We start from the raw sequence: 16,215 nt of genomic DNA, 5'->3' as shown, positions 1-16,215 counted from the left end.
CAGCCGGCTGCCGTCCTCACTCCGCCTCCGTCAGGACGCGGAACGCCTCGTGCCGTACGTCGGGTCGCGGATGCCTGCGCAGCGCGCGCAGCAGTACCCCACACTCCTCGGGCCGGCTCAGCACGGTGCCCGTCCCGGCCACGAGGGCGGCGGCCGGCAGGCCGGCGCCGACCCGGCCGTCCCGGGCCGGCCGGTCGGCCACCGCCAGCAGGGTCGCGGCGTGCCGCGGCAGTGCGCGGTGTCCCCCGTGGGGCCGCAACCCCGCCGCCACCTCCCCGCGACGACCACGCCTGCGTCCTCCAGGGCCGCGGCGAGGTCGTCCGTGCGGCGCGCGAGTTCCTCCGGTTCGCCCCAGAGGTCGACCAGGGAGCGCAGCAGGTCCGCGCGTTCCGCAGCGGGCGACGGCTGCCCCGCCGCGCTCCCGGGGGAGGGGGCGGCGTCGGCGCGGGCGGACTCGCCCTCCCCGGCGGCGTGTTCGGCGTCCGGTGGGATGCGGTCGGCGTCCGCGCGGGCGTGCCCGGCGTCCGGCGGGGGCGCGTTCGGTGGGCGCCCGGGCGTGCTGGGGCGTGCTCGGCGCCCGGGCGGGGCCTGCCCCGCGTCCCGGTGTCAGACGCGGACCACTTGCACTCCCGCCGCCTCGAACTCCGCCGCGACCTCGGGCGGGAGGCCGGTGTCGGTGACCAGGACGTCCACGGCGGCGGTCGGGCAGATGCGGGCGAACGCGCGGACGCCGAGCTTCGAGGAGTCCGCCGCGACCACCACCCGGCGCGCCCGCTCGCACAGCAGGCTGTTCACCGCCGCCTCGTCCTCGTGCCGGGTGGCCGCCCCGTCCGCCGGGTCGAAGGCGTCGACCCCGAGGACCGCCGTGTCCACGGTGAGCCGGCCGAGCGTCTCCTGGGCCAGCGGGCCCGTGAGTTCGTACGACTGGGGCCGGGCCACCCCGCCCGACAGCACGATCTTGAACTGGGGCCGGATGACCAGCTCGCTCGCGATGTTCAGCGCGTTGGTGACCACGGTGAGCGCGGGGGAGCCCGTGGCCAGGTCCGGGCGGGCCGCCAGCGCGCGGGCGACCTCCGTGGTCGTGGTGCCGCCGGTCAGGCCGATCACCTCGCCCGGCGCGATCAGCGCGGCGACCGCCTCGCTGATCCGCTGCTTCTCGGCGGCCCGGCGGGACGTCCGGTAGCGCAGGGGCAGTTCGTACGACACCCCGTGCGGCACCGCCCCGCCGCGCGTGCGGACCAGGAGCTGCTGCTCCGCGAGCTGGTCCAGGTCGCGCCGGATCGTCGCGGCGGACACGCCGAGCAGCTCGGCGGCCGGCTCCACCTCCAGCCCGCCCCGCTCCACCAGCAGGTCCAGCAGCCTCTGCCAGCGTTCCTTGCGGGTCATGGCGCCCTCCCGAGTTCTCCCCTGGCCGCCGCTTCGGCCCCGTCGTCGAGATTAACCCAGGCCGCCACCCCGAAGATGCTTGAAGTTGCGCGAAAGGGCCCGCTACCTTGCAGGAACACGCACCCACGGCGCAGGGAGCCCGCATGAGTCACGTCGCGAACGAGTTGGCCACGCAGCCCGATTACTGGGAACGGGCCGCCGAACTGGCCCCGTCCCGGCGGGCCGTACTGCCGAAGCCCGGAGAACGCACCGCGATCGTCGGGTGCGGAACCTCGTACTACATGGCGCAGGCGGCCGCCGCACTGCGCGAGGACGCCGGACAAGGTGAGACCGACGCCTTCCCCGCCTCCGAGTTCCCCCGCCACCGGCGCTACGACCGGGTGGTGGCACTGACCCGCTCCGGGACCACCACCGAGGTACTGGACCTCCTCGCCGGGCTGAAGGAGGCCGGGGTGCCCACCACCGCCGTCATCGGGGACCCCGACACCCCGGTGATCGCCCTCGCGGACGAACTGGTCGTCCTCGACTTCGCCGACGAACGCTCCGTCGTCCAGACCCGGTTCGCCACCACCGCCCTCACCCTGCTCCGGGCTCACGTCGGCGCGCACACCCCGGCCGCCGTCGCCGACGCCCGTACCGCGCTCGGTGCCCCGCTGCCGGCGGGCGCCGAAACCCGGGGCCAGTTCACCTTCCTCGGCCGCGGCTGGAGCGTCGGACTGGCCCACGAGGCCGCCCTCAAGATGCGCGAGGCCGCCCTGTCCTGGGCCGAGGCCTACCCGGCCATGGAGTACCGGCACGGCCCCGTCAGCGTCACCGGCCCCGGCTCCGTCACCTGGTCACTGGGCGACGCCCCCGACGGCATCGCCGAGCAGGTCCTCGGCACCGGCGCCGCCTGGGTGGCCGGCACACTCGACCCGCTCGCCGAACTGGTCCGCGTCCACCGGCTGGCCGTCGCCGTCGCCGCGCACCGCGGCCTGGACCCCGACGCGCCCCGCAACCTGACCCGCTCGGTCGTCCTCACCCACGCCGAGGGAGCCGTCCGATGACCCTCACCACCACCGGGACCCTCGTCGCGGAGGCCGCCGCCGGCGGCCGCGCCGTGGCCGCCTTCAACATCATCACCCTGGAGCACGCAGAAGCCGTGGTCGAGGGCGCCGAACGCGCCGGGCTCCCCGTCATCCTCCAACTCAGCGAGAACGCCGTGAAGTTCCGGGGCGGCGCCCTGCTGCCCATCGCACGCGCCGCCGCGGCCTGCGCCGAGGCCGCCCGGGTGCCCGTCGGCCTGCACCTCGACCACGTCAAGAGCCCCGACCTGCTACGCCGCGCCGTGGACGCCGGGTTCGGGTCGGTGATGTACGACGCCGCGCACCTGCCGTACGCCGAGAACCTGGAGGCCACCCGCTCCGCCGCCGACTGGGCCCACGTCAACGGGTTGTGGATCGAGGCCGAACTGGGCGAGGTCGGCGGGAAGGACGGCGCCGCCCCGCTGGACCCGCACGCGCCCGGCGCCCGTACCGACCCGGACGAGGCGCGCAGGTTCGTCGCCGACTCCGGCGTGGACGCCCTGGCCGTCGCCATCGGCAGCAGCCACGCCATGACCAGCCGCACCGCCGCCCTGGACCACGCACTCCTCGCCCGACTCGCCAAGACGGTCGACGTACCCCTGGTCCTGCACGGCTCCTCCGGCCTGCCGGACACCGAACTCGCCGCCGCGGTGGCCGGCGGCATCCGCAAGGTCAACATCGGCACCGCCCTGAACGTCGCCATGACCGGGGCGATCCGCGCCCACCTGACCCCGGCCGACCCCCGCCCCTACCTCACGGCCGCCCGCACCGCCATGGCGGACACGGCCGAGGCTATGATCAGCGCCCTGAACTGACGGGACGGGGCACCGGGCGGGCCCGGCCGCCCCGGACCTGCGGCCGGCGGCGGGGGAGCGGGGGCGGGGACCATGGACGACCAACGGGGCCGCGCCCCCGGCCGGGGCGACCGCCGCCGGTTCCTCGCCCTCACCGGTGGGGCCGCGCTGCTGTTCACCGCCGCCGGCGCGGCCGCCCTGTGGCCCGGCCCGCAGCAGGACCCGCACCCGGGGTCGGAGTCGGGGTCGGAGCCCGACCGGCAGCGCGTGCGGACCGACCCCGCACCCCTGAACAGCCGCTTCGAGCCGGCCCTCGGACCGCTCGCCGACCCGCACTGGCTCGGCTACGACATCGACGCCTCCTCCGCCGACCGCTTCCTTCCCGGCCCGGACTCCCGGATCCGGCTCGTCGGCATCGCCCGGATGCGGCCCGGAGCCGCCGCGCGGATCGTCGAAGGCTCCGGCCACGCCTTCGGGCCGGCCGAACTCCCGGACCCGCCCGCCCGTTTGCGGGCCCACGTCCCGGCCGGCGCGCGGTGGCAGGGCAGCCCGGGGTTCGACGCGGCCGCGAACCGACCCGGGCCCTCGGTCGCACCGTCGGGCACCTACCGCCTCGACGCGGGCCGCGACCTCGTCTGGTTCGACGTCGTCCTCCTGCACACCTGAGCGCCACCCTGAGCGGCGCGCCGGAGCGGCACATCCGGGCGGCTTCCTCCGGGGTACCCGCCCCTGGAGTTCGGCGCCACCCTGGCCCGCCTCGCCGACGGCCGCCTCGATGCCGCGGCACTGGTCACCGGAGAGGCGGGGTTCGGGGGCCCGGACGCCACCTCCGCCTCCCCCTTCCGAATTCTTGTAACGGGTTCTAGTCTGACCGCCGCCATCACAGCGACCGGTTGGACCGCGAGACTCCCGGAGGGGCCGTGCACCTCGAATACACGCCTGAGCAGCAGCAGTTGCGCACCGAGCTGCGCGCCTACTTCGCCGAGCTCGTGCCGCAGGACGTCTACGCCCGCTACGAGGACCCGGCCGCCCAGAAGCGCTTCTACCGGGAAACCATCCGCCGGCTCGGAGCGGACGGCTGGCTCGGCGTCGGCTGGCCCGAGGAGTACGGCGGGCGCGGCATGTCGCCCATGGACCAGTTCATCTTCTTCGACGAGGCCGCGCAGGCGGTCGTCCCGCTACCGCTGATGGCCCTCAACACCGTCGGCCCCACGATCATGCAGTTCGGCAGCGAGGAGCAGAAGGCGTACTTCCTGCCCCGGATCCTGTCCGGTGAGATCGACTTCGCCATCGGGTACAGCGAGCCGGACGCCGGCACCGACCTCGCCGCGCTCAAGTGCAAGGCCGTGCGCGAGGGGGACGAGGAGAGCGGCACCTACGTCGTCAACGGACAGAAGATCTGGACCACCAACGGCGACACCGCGGACTGGGTCTGGCTCGCCGTCCGCACCGACCCGGACGCCCCCGCGCACAAGGGCATCACCATGCTCCTCGTACCGACCGCCGACCCCGGATACTCCTGCACCCTGATCAACACCCTCGCCTCGCACGACACCACCGCCAGCTACTACGAGGACATCCGGGTCCCCGCGAGCCGCCGCGTGGGCCAGGAGAACAAGGGCTGGCGGCTGATCACCAACCAGCTCAACCACGAACGGGTCACCCTCGCGGCCCACGGCACCATGGCCATCCGCGCCCTGCACGACGTACAGCGCTGGGCGGCGGATACCAAACTCGCCGACGGCCGACGGGTCATCGACCTGTCCTGGGTGCGGGGCCGGTTGGCCCGCACCCACGCCCGTCTCGACGCCATGAAGCTGCTCAACTGGCAGATGGTGAACGCCGTGCAGTCCGGCACCCTCACCCCGCAGGACGCCTCCGCCGTCAAGGTCTACGGCTCCGAGGCGCGCAGGGACGCGTACGCCTGGCTGATGGAGGTGGTCGGCGCGGCCGGCTCCCTCAAGGACGGCTCCGCCGGAGCGGTCCTGCACGGCGAACTCGAACGCGGCTACCGCAGCGCCGTGATCTTCACCTTCGGCGGCGGCAACAACGAGATCCAGCGCGAGATCATCTCCTGGATCGGCCTGGGCATGCCCCGAGTCCGCCGCTGACCTGCCCCGGCCTGCCCCGGCCTGCCCTGACCTGGCCTGCCCCGGCCGCGACCGCGCGACCCTGGATCGAGTTCGCCCCGGACGGCGAGGTGGTGGTCGGGGCGGGGCTCCGGCCCCTGGAGGCGGCGTGGACCGCGGGGCCCGCCCACCCCGCCCGCATCCGCCGCGCCCCACGCCTGAGCCCGGCCCCCGCCGGGTAGGCTCCCAGCCCCGGAACGGGCCGGGTGGGCGCAGCGGGAGGCGGGCCATGGACGCAGATCCGTACGGGGACGCCGACCCCGGCCTCTACGGTCCGGAGTCCGTCACCTGGCAGTGCCACGGCGACCCGGTCATGTGGATCGCCGGGGTCCGGGCGCTCTACCTCCAGGCCCTGCACCCCCGCGCCGTACGCGGCGTGATGGCCAACAGCGCCGCCTTCGACAGTCCGGGCGGCCGCGCGGACGCCTGGGGGAGGCTGCTGCGCACCGCCGACTTCGTCGGCACCCTCACCTACGGCACCACCGAGGCCGCCGAAGCGGCGGGAGACAGGGTCCGCGCCATCCACCGCAAGCTCTCCTTCACCGATCCCGCCGGCGGCGAACGCCTCCCCGTGGACGACCCCGCCCTGCTGCGCTGGGTGCACTGCGCCCAGATCGACAGCTTCCTCCACGTCCTGCTCCGCTCCGGCGTCCCGCTGACCCCCGCCCAGGCCGACCGATACGTGGACGAGAACCGGGTGAACGCCCGCCTCGTCGGCCTCGACCCGGCCGACGTACCCGCCGACAGGGCGGAGCTGGCCGCGTACTTCGAGACGATCCGCCCCCAACTCGCCGCCGGCGCCGATGCCCGCGCCGTCGACGACTTCCTGCGCGCGCCGCCCGTCCATCCCCTTCTGGTGCCTGGCCGAAACCTGCTGTGGGGCCCCCTCGCCGCGATCGCCTACGGTTCGCTACCGCCCTGGGCGCACGCGCTCTACGGCAGACCCGCGCCGCCCCCGCGCAGCACCACCCGACGCCTGCGTCGCACGGGTCGCATGCTGCGCAGCATTCCCGCAGGTCTGCGCTGGCGGCTGCCGCCAGGTCACATCTTGAAGGCGATGCGACGACTGGGCCCCGGGAGCCGCCCTTCCGCGTACACACTGCGTACATCAGCGGCCATACTGGACCGGCCGGGGAGGGCGTGGGACGACGACGGGGGCGACTTCAAGACATGGCGGAGTCCAGACTGATCCAGGGCCGGTACCGGTCGCTCGATCTGATCGGGCGCGGTGGCATGGGCGAGGTGTGGCGCGCCCGTGACGAATCGCTGGGCCGGCAGGTCGCCGTCAAGTGCCTCAAGCCGGTCGGGCACGACCAGGACGCCCACTTCACCCAGGTCCTGCGCGAGCGCTTCCGCCGCGAAGCCCGGGTCGCCGCCTCCCTCCAGCACCGCGGCGTCACCGTGGTCCACGACTTCGGCGACGACAGCGCGGCCGGCGGACCCCTCTACCTGGTCATGGAACTGCTGGAGGGCCGCAACCTCAGCCAGCTGATGGAGGACAACGAGGCGCGCCCGCTCCCCGTCGACGTGGTCCTCGACGTCGCCGAGCAGATGGCCGCCGCCCTCGGCTACACCCACGACCAGGGCGTCGTCCACCGCGACCTCAAGCCCGCCAACATCATGCGGCTCACCGACGGAACGGTGAAGATCTGCGACTTCGGCATCGCCCGGCTCGCCCACGACATCGGCTTCACCGCGAAGCTCACCGGCGGCGGCATGGCCATGGGCACCCCGCACTACATGTCGCCCGAACAGATCGCCGGCGGCGAGGTCGACCACCGCAGCGACCTGTACTCCCTCGGCTGCGTCCTCTACGAGATCGCCACCGGCGCCCCGCCCTTCGACCTCGGCGATTCCTGGTCCGTGCTCGTCGGCCACCGCGACAACACGCCGGTACCGCTGCGCGAACACCGCCCCGAGCTGCCCGCCCACTTCGAGGGACTCGTCCTGGAACTCCTCGCCAAGCGCCCCGAGGACCGCCCCGGCGATGCCCGGCACCTGCACCGCCGGCTGGTCGAGGCGCGGTACGGGACCGTCGGCCCGGCGGCCGTCCGGGCCCCGCTGCCCGCGTGGGCCGAGGGCATGACGGCCGGCCGCAAGGCCGGCATCGAAGCCCGGCCGGCCAGCGGCGCATGGGCCGTCCTCACCGGATCCTGGACGGCCGCCCGCCCCGCCGGTCGGACCGCGCACATCTCCGGCGAGCAGCGCATCACGCGGCCCGCGCCCGCCGAGGACCCCCGGCTGACCAACGTGTACGGGCTGCCGCGCGCGCCGCTGCCCGCCGCCGGCGACCCCGGGCACCCCGACGCGCTGGCCGCCGGGCACACCCGCGCGTTCGCCCTCAGCCGGGCCGGCCGCAACGAGGAGGCCCTCGCCGTCTACGCGGCCGTGGCCCGCGGCCGGGCCGAGGTGCTGGGTCCGGACCACCCCGACACCCTCGCCGCCCATCAGGAGGAGGCGTACGAGCTGTCGCGGCTGCAACGCCACCGGGAGGCGTACGAGATCTACGGCGCCGTCCTCGCCGCCCGTACCCGCGGCATGGGCCCCCGCCACCCCGACACCCTGCGCTGCCGGCACAACCTCGCCTGCGCCCTGGGCGCCCTCGGTCGGCACGCCGACGCACACGCCGCCGCCGTCGAGGTGGCCGCCGACCGGGCGACCGTGCTCGGCGCCGAGCACCCGGACACCCTGCTGACCCGCTACGAAGCCGCCTACGCCCTCGGCCGCCTCGGCCGCTGGGAGGAGGCGCTGACCGGCTTCCGGCAGGTGGCCGCCGCCCGCGAACGCGTCCTCGGCCGCGACCACCCCGACGCCCTGGCCGCCCGCTACGAGACCGGCATCGCGCTGGGCCGCACCGGCCGTCCCGCCGAAGCCCTCGACGTGTTCCGGGCCCTGGTCGCCGACCGCACCCGGGCCTACGGCGCCGCCGACCCGGAGACCCTGCGCGCCCGCCACGTCCTCGGCGTCAACCTGGGCCGCCTCGAACGCTGGGAGGAGGCCGTCGCCGAGGCCCGCGAGGTGGGCGCGGCCCGGGCCTCCGCCCTGGGCGCGGAACACGCCGACACCCTGATCAGCCGTCGGGAACTCGCCGTGGGCCTCGGCCGGTTGGGCCGCTGGGACGAGGCGCTGCCCATCTACCGGGACCTCTCGGGCATCCGCGAACGCTCCCTCGGCGACGAACATCCCGACACCGCCCTCGCCCACGCCGACGAGGCACACTGTCTGGAGCGACTGGGCCAGGTGTGTTACCAAGAGCCATGACAGCCACCACGGGCTCCACCGGTTTCGCGCACGACGTGTACGACGCGGTCATCGTCGGAGGGGGCCACAACGGCCTGGTCGCCGCCGCCTACCTGGCCCGGGCCGGCCGTTCGGTGCTGGTCCTGGAAAGACTGGGACACCCCGGCGGGGCCGCCGTCTCCACCCGCCCCTTCGTCGGACTCGACGCCCGGCTGTCACGGTACTCGTACCTCGTCTCCCTGCTCCCCGCGAAGATCGTCCGCGATCTCGGCCTGCGGTTCGCGGTCCGCCGGCGCACCGTGTCCTCGTACACGCCCGTCGAGCGCGCCGGTCGTCCGGGGGGCCTCCTCGTCGGCGGCGGGGAGACACGCACCCGGGAGTCCTTCGCCCGGCTCACCGGCTCGGGCCAGGAGTACGAGCGCTGGCGCGCCTTCTACGGGACCACCGCCGAGGTCGCCCGCAAGGTGTTCCCGACCCTCACCGAACCCCTCCCGACCCGCGCGGAACTACGGACCCGGATCGGCGACGACGAAGCCTGGCGGATGCTCTTCGAGGAGCCGCTGGGCCGGGCCGTGGAGCGCCACTTCGAGGACGACCTGGTGCGCGGGGTGGTCCTGACCGACGGCCTCATCGGCACCTTCGCCGACGCCCACGACCCCTCCCTCGCCCAGAACCGCTGCTTCCTCTACCACGTCATCGGCGGCGGCACCGGAGACTGGGACGTGCCCGTCGGCGGCATGGGCGCGCTCACCGACGCGCTGGCCGACGCCGCGCGGACCGCCGGCGCGGAGATCGTCACCGGGCACGAGGCGCTGCGCGTCCACCCGGACGGCTCCGCCCCCGCCGAGGTCACCTTCCGCACGGAGGCGGGGGAGGGCAGCGTCGCCGCCCGTACCGTCCTGGTGAACGCCTCGCCCCGGGCCCTCGCCGACCTGCTCGGCGAGGACCCCGGCGCCGGGCCGGCCCCCGAGGGCGCCCAGCTCAAGGTCAACATGCTGCTGAGCCGGCTGCCCCGGCTCCGGGACACCGCCGTCGACCCCCGCGAGGCCTTCGGCGGCACCTTCCACATCGCCGAGGGGTACGAGCAACTGCGGCGGGCCCACGCGGAGGCGGCGGCGGGCGAACTGCCCTCCGTACCGCCCTCGGAGATCTACTGCCACTCGCTGACCGACCCGTCGATCCTCGGCCCGGACCTCGTGGAGCAGGGCTACCAGACGCTCACCCTGTTCGGACTGCACACCCCGGCCCGGCTGTTCGAGAAGGACAACCGGCAGACGCGTGAGGTCCTGCTGACCGCGACCCTGGCCCAGTTGGACGCGCACCTGGCCGAGCCGATCACCGACTGCCTGGCCTTCGACGCCGACGGCCGGCCCTGCATCGAGGCCAAGACCCCGATCGACCTGGAGCGGGAACTGCGCCTGCCCGGCGGGCACATCTTCCACCGCGACCTGTCCTGGCCGTACGCGGACGTTGACGCCGGCGTCGGGGCGTCGGGCCGTTGGGGTGTGGAGACCGCCCACCCCAACGTCCTGCTGTGCGGGGCGGGCGCCGCCCGCGGCGGCGGCGTCAGCGGCATCCCGGGCCACAATGCGGCGATGGCGGCCCTGGGCCGCTGACACGCGCGGTCGGGCGGGCGGGCGGGCGGCGGCCGGGTGCCGGGCGACGGGTGCCGTGCGCGGGTCAGGCGGACGGTTCGATGACCACGATGGGGATCTCGCGGTCCGTCCTGGCCTGGTACTCCTCGTACGCGGGCCAGTGCCCGACCATGATCGGCCAGAACACGGCGCGCTCCTCCGGGGTCGCGGTGCGGGACGTGCCCTGCACGACCTTCGGGCCGACCTGCACGCGAACCTCGGGGTGCTCGGTGAGGTTCCGGTACCACAGCGGGTGCGCGTCGTCACCGCCCTTCGAGGCGACCACCAGGTAACGGCCGCCGTCCTCACCGTAGATGAGCGGGGTGCGGACGGGCTTGCCGGAGACCCGGCCGAGGGTGGTCAGCAGGAGGGTCCGGGTGCCGTTCCAGTACTGGCCCTCCGCTCCGCCCGAGCCCACGTACAGCTTCACGTGGTCCGACTGCCAGGTACCTTCCCGGGGGTCGCTCGGGTGGTCCCAGTCGATGTCCGTGGTCATGGGTTCGCCTGCCTTCGTGCGCGACGGTCAACGCGCTCGACAACGACGGCCGGCGCCCCGGGGCACGCCGGTTGTGCCGGGTGCTCCGCAGGGCCGCCCGGGAGGGTGAATCCGTCGAAGAGGTCGTCCAGGGCCCGCAGTGCCGCGCGGGCGGGTACCGCCCGGAGGGCGAGGTCGCGGGCGGCGACGGCCACGGGGTGGGTGAGGGCCGCGATCCGGCCGGCGCGACGGGCGCGGACGCGGATGGCGTCCGTGCGGGCGAGACGGGCCCGGGAGTACGCGGCGAGCGCCGCCGGAGGGGGCAGCGCGTCCAGCAGGTGGGCCAGGACGACGGCGTCCTCGACGGCCTGGCAGCCGCCCTGACCCAGGTTGGGGGTCATGGCGTGCGCGGCGTCGCCGATCCAGGCGATGCGGCCGTCGTGCAGCCGGGGGAGCGGGCCGGCCAGGTCGTACAGGTCGTGCTGGAGCACGGCCGCGGGATCGACGCGCTCCAGCAGGGCGGGGATCGGGTGGTGCCATGTGCCGTGGTGGCGCAGCAGTTCGGTACGCACGTCCTCGGGCCGGTACCCGGCCGGCACGACGGCGGTGGCGTAGAGGTAGGTCCGACCGTCGGCGAGGGGGACCGCCCCGAAGCGTCGGCCGCGCCCCCAGGTCTCGGTGGCCTCGGTGACGGCGCCGCCGGCAGGGAGCACGGTGCGCCACGCGGTCTCCCCGCTGTAGCGCAGGCCGGGATGGGCGGGGAAGTACCGTCGGCGCAGCGGGCTGTGGATGCCGTCGGCGGCGATCACCACGTCGGCGGGGAACTCCCCGCGGGAAGTACGGACCACCGGCCGGTTCCCGTCCGCGGCGGCGACGTCGGTGACGGCGGCGCCGTACCGCAGGGCGTCGGCGGGGAGGGCCGCGGTCAGGGCGGCGACGAGGTCGCCGCGGTGCACCGCGAGCGGCGGACCGCCGTAGCGGACGGTCATGGTCGCGGTGTCGGCGCGGCTGAGCCGGACGCCCGACGGCCGGCGCAGCCCCATCGCGGCCGGCGCGGCCCCGCCGCCGGCCCGGCCGGCGTCGAAGCCGACGGCGTCGAAGGCGCGCAGGGCGTTGGGGGCGAGGACGATGCCCGCGCCGACCGCGGACGGCCCGTCGGCCCGTTCGCAGACGGTGACGTGCCAGCCCTTGCGGTGCAGGGCCAGGGCGGCGGTGAGCCCGCCGATTCCGCCACCCGCGATGACGGCCCGGCGTTGGTGTTCGGGCATGGACGGCCTCCGGTTGCTCGATGACCACGCGGCGAAGCGCTTCGGCCCTCTACATCCGTAGAGGGCATGGTCTCACTCTACATCTGTAGAGTGAGACCATGCCGACCCCCGCCACCCGGCCGCCCGCCTCCGACCGCAGGACCCTCATCGCGGACACCGCGATCGCCCTGGTCGCCGCCGGAGGGCTGAGAAGCCTCACGCACCGCGCCGTCGACGGGGCCGCGCGGCTCCCGGCGGGCAGCACCTCGTACTACTTCCGTACGCGAACGGCGCTCATCGGCGCCTGCTACGGGCGGCTCGCCGAGCTGGACCTCGAAGATTTCGAAGACCTCGAAGGCCTCGGCGACATCGAAGGTCGCCGCGAAGGTCGTGAGGGGCGTGGCGGGGGCGCTCCGACCGGCCCGCTCGACCGGGACGCCGCCGCACGGGCCCTCGGCGCCCTGCTGCACCGGTGGCTCACCGAGGGCCGCGCACGCCAACTGGCGCGCTTCGAACTCAGTCTGGAAGCCGCCCGGAACCCCGGACTGGAGCCCGAGCTCCACCGGGCCGGCCTGCACGCGCGGTCCCGCGCGGCCGGTGTCCTCACGGCCCTGGGCGCGGCCCGGCCGCAGGAGTCAGCCGAACTGCTGGCGGCCTGGACGGACGGCCTGCTCTACGACCGCCTCGCGGGCTCCCTGGCCCGCTCCCGCCCCGCACCGGACCAGGCCGAACTGACCTCCACCGTACGGCGGATGCTCGACGCGGTCCTGGCGCCGTGAGCGGGCCGGGCCACCGGCCGGCCGTCCAGTGCTGTGACCGGAGAGGTCCACCGGGTCGCGGCGCCCGGCGCGGCACCTCGCCGCGTTGTCCGACCACGGAAGTACGTCCAGTACGAGCCGCGGCCCTCCGCCTGGCGACGCACCGCACCGAACACCGCGACCCGGCAAACCTTTCCGGCCACAGCACTAGGATCCCGGCATGATCGCTGAACTGCAGTGCGTGGTGCTCGACTGTCCCGATCCGCTGCGACTCGCCGAGTTCTACGCGGCGTTGCTGGGCGGCGCCGTCAACCAGCCCGACCGGCGGTGGACCGTGGACGAGCGGTGGGCCACCCTCCACACCCCGACCGGGGCCGTCCTCGCGTTCCAGCAGGCCCTGGACCACCAGCCGCCCGCCTGGCCCGACCCTTCCCGCCCCCAACAGATCCACCTGGACCTCGCCGTCGCCGACCTCGACCGTGCCGAGGAGCAGGTGCTCGCCCTCGGCGCGACCCTCCTCGACGCGAGCCGTGACAAGGAGGGTTGGCGCGTCTACGCCGACCCGGCCGGGCACCCCTTCTGCCTGATCAGCGACTGAGGGCTCCGAACCCCGGGCGGGCGGCCCCCGTTACGGGAAGGGGAAGGCGAGCCGGGGCGTGTCGGCGCCGATGTGCAGGACGGCGTCCGACGCGTCGACGGTCGCCCGGTCGAGCGGGGAGTAGCCCTGCTCCGGGAGGGTGTCGGTGCGGGTGTGCGCGGCGCCGAGAGCGGAGGTCGGAGCCAGGCCCCAGCTGTCGACGCGGGATTGCAGGAGGCCTTCGTAGGTGTCCGATTGCGGCTCGGGCAGGCCGAGTTCCTCGCTGAGGCCGAGGCTGCCGGCGACGTAGGCGTACCGCTCGCCCAGCAGGGAACCCACGATGGCGCCGGCCCCCGACCAGACCAGGTCCCCGGTGGGCAGGTGCCAGCGGCTCGGGTTCCGCTGGAGGTGGAGGTTGTGTGAGAAGACCAGGGTCTGACCCCGCCCCGCCTCGATGGTGCGGATGGCCAGCAGGTTCTGCGCCATGAGGGCGTCCCGGGCAGCCAGTTGGCGGGTGAACCGGGCGTTGCCGCCGCCGGGCAGCGCCGACGTCCTGTGATAGCGCAGCAGGCCGATCCCGGTGGTGAGGTGTGCCTCGGCCCGGAACCAGGCGGCGCGCGAGGTGCTCGCGATCAGTTCCGGTGCGCGGGCGTGCAGCGCGAGGAGCAGGTCGTCGGCGAACGTCCGCAACTCCCGTGCCTCCGCGCCCGCCCCGACGGGTGCGGCCGCCTCCGGGGCCGTCTCGGGGGCGCTCCACCGTTCGTCGTGGCCGGCGAGGTGGTCCAGGTCGAGGGCGTCCGGAGCGAGGCCGCTCGGATCGGGGGCGTGCGGATCGGAGGCGTGCGGATCGAGGTTCCGCTGTCCGTGGCCGAGGCCCAAGTAGGCTCGTGCGCGGGCGAGATGGGGGCGGGGGCTCGGTGCGCCGGTCATCTCCGTCGGGATGTCGAAGCCGTGGAAGGTCAGTCGCTCCGGCGCGGGCCGGTCCTCGTTGTACGCGCGCATCCAGGCGACCAGTCGTCTGTTCGCCTCCAATGCGCCGAAGCCGTGCGTGAAGCCCTCGTCCATCACCGCGTCGAGGGTTCCGACGCCGTCCCGGACGAAGTCGTCGACGGCGAACGCGGTCACCCGGTCGGTCTCCAGGGCGATCGACCGGAAGCCGAGGCCCACCAGCCGGGCGAAGAGGGTGTTGCGGGCCCGCGCGAAGGACGTCGCCCGGTGGGTGGGTTCGCCCAGGGCCAGGAGCTCACACGACGGGGCCACGAAATCTCGGATGTCCTGAGTCATGTGCCACAAGCGTATCCTTGAAAGCCCGGTGGAGGCTTTTACCCGGACCTGCCGGGAACCGGGGCGCATCCGGTTCCGAAACCTTCAAACAGGGGCTCACCCGTATGCGACCGGTCGACCTCGCGCGCGAGCACGGCATCTCGACCCAGGCCGTCCGCAACTACGAGCGCGACGGGTTCCTCCCGTCCGCCGCGCGCACACCCGGCGGCTACCGGATCTACACCGCGCGCCACGCGGCCGCGCTCCGCGCCTACCTCGCGCTCGTCCCCGCGTACGGGCACCAGGACGCGGGCCGGATCATGAACGCGCTCCACTGCGGCGGCCCCGCCGGCCCCGACGAGGCGCTGGGCCTCATCGACCGCGGCCACGGCGGGCTGCTCCGCGACCGGGACACGCTCGACGCGGTGAAACGGGCGGTGGACCACCTGGCCGCGGACCCCGACGGCGTGCCGGGCGACCCGGCGACGGGCCCCGGCCCCCGCACCATCGGCGAACTCGCGCACCGGCTCGGCGTCACCCCGGCCACCCTGCGCACCTGGGAGGGCCTCGGCATCCTCACCCCGGCGCGGGACCCCGCCACCGGGTACCGCGCCTACCGGGCCGACGACGTCCGCGACGCCGAACTCGCCCACCTGCTGCGGCGCGGGGGCTACCCGCTGGACCACATCGCCACCGTGGTCCAGCAGGTCAGGGGCGCGGGAAGCACCGAAGCGCTGTCCGACGCACTCGCCGACTGGCAACGCCGCCTCACCGCCCGGGGCCGCGCCATGCTCGACGCGGCGAGCCGCCTCAGCCCCTACCTGGACCTCCTCGACGCAGCTCCCGCCTGACGTCCCGGCTCGTCCCCCGGAGCGGTCGCCCCGGCGACGTCCCCGAAGCGGCCCGGGCACCGGCGCGTCACTGCTCGGCCCCAGAAGCCTTGCCGGACGTGGAGCGCCGGCGCCGCCGTGCCTGCGAGATCGTGGACAGGGCCGAGAGCGTCAGGAAGAGTACGGCGGAACCGCCCGTCATCGCCGCCGACACGACTGGGAAGCCGCCATCGACGTCGTTTTCAGCGGCGACCACCTGCGGATCGTCCGCCCGGTACCGGACGGTCAGCGGGGTGCCGGCAGCGGACTTGCCGCCACCGCTGCCTGCCGGGAGGTCCGCCACGACCGTCCGCCCGTCGACCTCGAACTCGACTTCGCAGTAACCCAGCACGCACGAACCGCTCGTACTCAGTGTCGCTTCGGCCCGCACACCGTCACGGAGCGAGCGGAGGTGCTGGGCCTGCGGCAGCAGCACCCACCATGACAGCGCGCCCAGGAGCAGCGCGAAGGCCATCACCAGGATGCGGGTCCTACGGGAGGGCACGCGGATTCCGGTCGTGCCGGATGCGGCTGCGTCCGCCGCATCCGTCGTGTCGGCCGCGTCGTTCACGTTCATCGCCCCCGCCTCGGTTGGAGCCGAGGTGGCACGCCCCGTCTTGGGCGTGGACCGCGTCGACCTCCGTACCCCACGAACGGTATGACGTCCACGTCCCGGCGTTCATGCCCTGATGTCGCAACCCTGGAGGGGGCGTGGTTGCCGACTGGGTCGGCGCCGGCTCCTGCCGCGCCGCACACCGACGTCGCGGTGCTCGGCGACG

Annotated in this window: 16 protein-coding genes; 10 read left to right on the top strand and 6 right to left on the bottom strand. The window is 74.8% G+C overall.

Features of this window, described 5'->3' with window-relative positions; genetic code table 11:
- Positions 1–16: 16 nt before the first annotated feature.
- Both AB0D46_RS33920 and AB0D46_RS33915 read right to left on the bottom strand, forming a co-directional pair.
- Positions 17–259: a hypothetical protein gene (locus AB0D46_RS33920; RefSeq protein ID WP_362883274.1), complete on the bottom strand. Its 243-nt coding sequence runs from the start codon at positions 257–259 to the stop codon at positions 17–19.
- A gap of 347 nt (positions 260–606) precedes the next feature.
- Positions 607–1,386: a DeoR/GlpR family DNA-binding transcription regulator gene (locus AB0D46_RS33915; RefSeq protein ID WP_362883272.1), complete on the bottom strand. Its 780-nt coding sequence runs from the start codon at positions 1,384–1,386 to the stop codon at positions 607–609.
- Between the two features lie 143 nt (positions 1,387–1,529).
- Here AB0D46_RS33915 and AB0D46_RS33910 point away from each other — a divergent pair, with 143 nt between their 5' ends.
- The 7 genes from AB0D46_RS33910 (at position 1,530) to AB0D46_RS33880 (ending at position 10,229) form a co-directional block, all read left to right on the top strand.
- Entirely contained in the window at positions 1,530–2,432 is a 903-nt protein-coding gene (locus AB0D46_RS33910) for an SIS domain-containing protein (protein ID WP_362883271.1), read from the top strand.
- On the top strand, positions 2,429–3,265 hold the full coding sequence (locus AB0D46_RS33905) for a class II fructose-bisphosphate aldolase (RefSeq protein WP_362883269.1): 837 nt from the start codon (positions 2,429–2,431) through the stop codon (positions 3,263–3,265). Before AB0D46_RS33910 ends, AB0D46_RS33905 begins: the two co-directional genes overlap by 4 nt.
- Before the next feature lie 72 nt (positions 3,266–3,337).
- Positions 3,338–3,910 carry a hypothetical protein gene (locus AB0D46_RS33900; protein ID WP_362883267.1) on the top strand — a complete coding sequence of 191 codons (573 nt, stop codon included), beginning with the start codon at positions 3,338–3,340 and terminating at the stop codon, positions 3,908–3,910.
- Between the two features lie 254 nt (positions 3,911–4,164).
- Positions 4,165–5,355: an acyl-CoA dehydrogenase family protein gene (locus tag AB0D46_RS33895; RefSeq protein WP_362883265.1), complete on the top strand. Its 1,191-nt coding sequence runs from the start codon at positions 4,165–4,167 to the stop codon at positions 5,353–5,355.
- A gap of 247 nt (positions 5,356–5,602) precedes the next feature.
- Positions 5,603–6,562 (top strand): oxygenase MpaB family protein, encoded by a 960-nt coding sequence (locus AB0D46_RS33890; protein ID WP_362883263.1) that lies wholly within the window; start codon positions 5,603–5,605, stop codon positions 6,560–6,562.
- The gene (locus AB0D46_RS33885) at positions 6,544–8,634 is read left to right on the top strand and encodes a serine/threonine-protein kinase (protein ID WP_362883261.1); all 2,091 of its coding nucleotides are present in this window, start codon (positions 6,544–6,546) and stop codon (positions 8,632–8,634) included. The genes AB0D46_RS33890 and AB0D46_RS33885 overlap by 19 nt, the downstream gene beginning before the upstream one ends.
- Entirely contained in the window at positions 8,631–10,229 is a 1,599-nt protein-coding gene (locus tag AB0D46_RS33880) for an NAD(P)/FAD-dependent oxidoreductase (protein WP_362883260.1), read from the top strand. The genes AB0D46_RS33885 and AB0D46_RS33880 overlap by 4 nt, the downstream gene beginning before the upstream one ends.
- 64 nt (positions 10,230–10,293) lie before the next feature.
- Here the strand turns inward: AB0D46_RS33880 and AB0D46_RS33875 are convergent, their stop codons facing one another.
- The gene (locus tag AB0D46_RS33875; protein ID WP_362883258.1) at positions 10,294–10,743 is read right to left on the bottom strand and encodes a nitroreductase family deazaflavin-dependent oxidoreductase; all 450 of its coding nucleotides are present in this window, start codon (positions 10,741–10,743) and stop codon (positions 10,294–10,296) included.
- Positions 10,740–11,990: an FAD-dependent monooxygenase gene (locus AB0D46_RS33870; RefSeq protein ID WP_362883257.1), complete on the bottom strand. Its 1,251-nt coding sequence runs from the start codon at positions 11,988–11,990 to the stop codon at positions 10,740–10,742. Before AB0D46_RS33870 ends, AB0D46_RS33875 begins: the two co-directional genes overlap by 4 nt.
- Before the next feature lie 98 nt (positions 11,991–12,088).
- Here AB0D46_RS33870 and AB0D46_RS33865 point away from each other — a divergent pair, with 98 nt between their 5' ends.
- Together AB0D46_RS33865 and AB0D46_RS33860 are read left to right on the top strand one after the other, a co-directional pair.
- Positions 12,089–12,748: a TetR family transcriptional regulator gene (locus tag AB0D46_RS33865; protein ID WP_362883255.1), complete on the top strand. Its 660-nt coding sequence runs from the start codon at positions 12,089–12,091 to the stop codon at positions 12,746–12,748.
- A 199-nt stretch (positions 12,749–12,947) separates the two neighbouring features.
- A complete protein-coding gene (locus AB0D46_RS33860) occupies positions 12,948–13,325 on the top strand; it encodes a VOC family protein (RefSeq protein ID WP_362883253.1) in 378 nt (125 codons plus the stop codon).
- Between the two features lie 30 nt (positions 13,326–13,355).
- On the opposite strand, the gene AB0D46_RS33855 is transcribed toward AB0D46_RS33860, so the two are convergent.
- The gene (locus AB0D46_RS33855; RefSeq protein WP_362883251.1) at positions 13,356–14,588 is read right to left on the bottom strand and encodes an erythromycin esterase family protein; all 1,233 of its coding nucleotides are present in this window, start codon (positions 14,586–14,588) and stop codon (positions 13,356–13,358) included.
- A gap of 104 nt (positions 14,589–14,692) precedes the next feature.
- Here AB0D46_RS33855 and AB0D46_RS33850 point away from each other — a divergent pair, with 104 nt between their 5' ends.
- Entirely contained in the window at positions 14,693–15,418 is a 726-nt protein-coding gene (locus AB0D46_RS33850) for a TioE family transcriptional regulator (protein ID WP_362883250.1), read from the top strand.
- 67 nt (positions 15,419–15,485) lie between these two features.
- Here AB0D46_RS33850 and AB0D46_RS33845 read toward each other — a convergent pair whose 3' ends face one another.
- Entirely contained in the window at positions 15,486–16,007 is a 522-nt protein-coding gene (locus AB0D46_RS33845; RefSeq protein ID WP_362883248.1) for a hypothetical protein, read from the bottom strand.
- Positions 16,008–16,215: the final 208 nt, after the last annotated feature.

It is taken from the genome of Streptomyces sp. NPDC048383, assembly GCF_040651775.1.
GTDB lineage: Bacteria > Actinomycetota > Actinomycetes > Streptomycetales > Streptomycetaceae > Streptomyces.
This window is presented reverse-complemented; position numbering and strand designations above follow the sequence as displayed.

Excerpts from the sequence above, each read along its gene's own strand:
- AB0D46_RS33855 (WP_362883251.1), bottom strand. The coding sequence starts at position 14,588 with ATGACTCAGGACATCCGAGATTTCGTGGCCCCGTCGTGTGAGCTCCTG.
- AB0D46_RS33915 (WP_362883272.1), bottom strand. The coding sequence starts at position 1,386 with ATGACCCGCAAGGAACGCTGGCAGAGGCTGCTGGACCTGCTGGTGGAG.
- AB0D46_RS33870 (WP_362883257.1), bottom strand. The coding sequence starts at position 11,990 with ATGCCCGAACACCAACGCCGGGCCGTCATCGCGGGTGGCGGAATCGGC.
- AB0D46_RS33885 (WP_362883261.1), top strand. The coding sequence starts at position 6,544 with ATGGCGGAGTCCAGACTGATCCAGGGCCGGTACCGGTCGCTCGATCTG.
- AB0D46_RS33850 (WP_362883250.1), top strand. The coding sequence starts at position 14,693 with ATGCGACCGGTCGACCTCGCGCGCGAGCACGGCATCTCGACCCAGGCC.
- AB0D46_RS33875 (WP_362883258.1), bottom strand. The coding sequence starts at position 10,743 with ATGACCACGGACATCGACTGGGACCACCCGAGCGACCCCCGGGAAGGT.
- AB0D46_RS33900 (WP_362883267.1), top strand. The coding sequence starts at position 3,338 with ATGGACGACCAACGGGGCCGCGCCCCCGGCCGGGGCGACCGCCGCCGG.
- AB0D46_RS33890 (WP_362883263.1), top strand. The coding sequence starts at position 5,603 with ATGGACGCAGATCCGTACGGGGACGCCGACCCCGGCCTCTACGGTCCG.
- AB0D46_RS33905 (WP_362883269.1), top strand. The coding sequence starts at position 2,429 with ATGACCCTCACCACCACCGGGACCCTCGTCGCGGAGGCCGCCGCCGGC.
- AB0D46_RS33865 (WP_362883255.1), top strand. The coding sequence starts at position 12,089 with ATGCCGACCCCCGCCACCCGGCCGCCCGCCTCCGACCGCAGGACCCTC.
- AB0D46_RS33860 (WP_362883253.1), top strand. The coding sequence starts at position 12,948 with ATGATCGCTGAACTGCAGTGCGTGGTGCTCGACTGTCCCGATCCGCTG.
- AB0D46_RS33910 (WP_362883271.1), top strand. The coding sequence starts at position 1,530 with ATGAGTCACGTCGCGAACGAGTTGGCCACGCAGCCCGATTACTGGGAA.
- AB0D46_RS33880 (WP_362883260.1), top strand. The coding sequence starts at position 8,631 with ATGACAGCCACCACGGGCTCCACCGGTTTCGCGCACGACGTGTACGAC.